The organism is Vibrio sp. 99-8-1 (assembly GCF_013114595.1).
In the GTDB taxonomy this organism is placed as follows: domain Bacteria; phylum Pseudomonadota; class Gammaproteobacteria; order Enterobacterales; family Vibrionaceae; genus Vibrio.
Genome location: NZ_VTXE01000072.1, coordinates 1 through 1,342, shown reverse-complemented (window position 1 = coordinate 1,342; position 1,342 = coordinate 1). Strand labels below are relative to the sequence as shown.

Below are 1,342 nucleotides of genomic sequence, written 5' to 3'. Positions count from 1 at the left end.
GAGTAGGGAGTCCCGTCCACTCCGCCATTTATTCTTAGGAATAAGAAAGTAAGCCTTAGCAGAAATGCTGAGGTTTTTTTCGTTTAAGCGTGGTAGTTCAGTTGTGCCAACAATGTTCCCTACATTGATTGGCATTCACTCCTTCCATGGAGATTCTAGCCTCTTTGTTAGAGAAAGCGGCCTGTCACGCCGGGGGTTGCGCTTGTTTTCAAGGAGTAGGGAGTCTCGTCTGCTCTGCTATTTATTCTTAGGAATAAGAACAGTAAGCCTTAGCAGAAATGCTGAGGTTTTTTTCGTTTAAGCGTGGTAGTTCAGTTGGTTAGCCTCTTTGTTGGAGAAAGCGGCCTGTCACGCCGGGGGGGGCGCGTTTGTTTTCAACGAGTCGGGAGTCCCGTCCACTCCGCAACTTATTCTTAGGAATAAGAACAGTAAGCCTTAGCAGAGATGCTGAGGCTTTTGTGTATGTAGAGTGATTGTGTATTCGATCTCTGCCCTCAATGAATTATCTTTCATTTGAGAGTACGGCTTGCCATGTTAAGGCCCGAGTAGTCCCCAGTTCTGAACTTGTTGTTTGAATTAACAACCGGATGTCTTTAGCCAGAAATGTTAATGCTATTTTTAGTGAGTACGAAGCTATATATCCATGTTATAGATTTCTGGTAATGATGTTGTTTCCTTTGTTGTTATCGCGCTCATAGCGTCCGCCTAAGGCTGATTGTCAGTAAAGATGATAGAAGGGGTTCTATTGAAGTAAAAGAGAATAGCGTGCTGTATAGCAATTTACTATGCTATTGGAATTCGCTTGATGTTTTGTAAGCGTGTTTCTTTTTGGCGGAAATACATTTAATTATTTTCTATTGCGCTAAGTAACGCAGATCAAAGAGAAAGTTTGATGATATTTACTATCGGTAATTATCAATGTAAGCGTTCCTTGGTCTAAGGTACTTTTGCCAACATCTATTACTGGGTCATTTCCTACTTTAGTTAATGTTTAATACTCAATGTTTAATAATCGATGTACAGCATTTGAGGTGTTTTTATCTTTGAGTGGACAAGTTTACGGGCCTGATGATGTAAGCATGGATAAAGCAGATGTCAGAGATGTCCCTTAGTCAGGCTGTAAGGCTTTCTAATAAAGTTAAGAGGGAAGTTATCATGGTGGTTTGGTATTACTCTTTTTTAGGCTTAGCGTAGCTTATAGGAAGAGTAATGATTGATTTCTGATGCATTGCAAATGCAAAAAAGCCATCTCAATGAGATGGCTTTTTAAAAGTGGCTCCCCCTGCAAGACTTGAACTTGCGACATACGGATTAACAGTCCGCCGTTCTACCAACTGAACTA

The 1,342-nt window shown here is 40.9% G+C and carries 1 tRNA gene; it reads right to left on the bottom strand.

Annotated features, from left to right (window positions below):
• Positions 1 to 1,273: 1,273 nt before the first annotated feature.
• Positions 1,274 to 1,341, bottom strand: a tRNA-Asn gene (locus F0227_RS21680).
• Between the last annotated feature and the right edge of the window lies 1 nt (position 1,342).